The following is a 537-nucleotide window of genomic DNA, read 5'->3' on the forward strand; positions in this document are numbered from 1 at the left end:
TTATCTATATCCTTACCATAATTACGTTTAGCAATCACCGTTCGTCCGCCTTTTTGACGAACAAAGCACCGAAAAGGCTCGCTGTCATAACCTTTATCGGCTATCACTGTATTCACTTCATCGAGCTTTTCAACTAGGTTTTCTGCATAAGTGATATCATGTCGTTGTCCTTCAGAAAGCTCAAAACAAATAGGCAAACCACCACTATCAACCGCAAGATGAATTTTAGTTGAATGACCACCACAGCTCTGACCTATTTGCTCGGAATGCTCCGTTGCAGCGCCTGTACTGTGTTGATGAGCCCTGATAATCGAGCCATCTAGGAACACCCATTCAAAATCCGCTAGTTGTGATAAATGTTTGAAAATATCAACTAATATTCCTTTTTTAGACCACAAATTAAATCGTCTATAGACGGTGCTCCATTCACCAAACTCTTCTGGCAAATCTCGCCAAGGAATACCGGTTCTCATTCGGAAAAGGATCCCTTCAAACGTCATCCGATGCTCGGATTTATTATAAACTCGGCCGGTATTT

General features: G+C 41.5%; 1 protein-coding gene. It reads right to left on the reverse strand.

All coding sequences use genetic code 11. The features are described from left to right. Nucleotides 1-537: IS5 family transposase (locus GQ593_RS13435; protein ID WP_160432475.1), on the reverse strand; the 537-nt coding region annotated here is incomplete at both ends.

The sequence above is a fragment of the Gilliamella sp. Pas-s25 genome, assembly GCF_009795885.1.
Lineage (GTDB): Bacteria > Pseudomonadota > Gammaproteobacteria > Enterobacterales > Orbaceae > Gilliamella.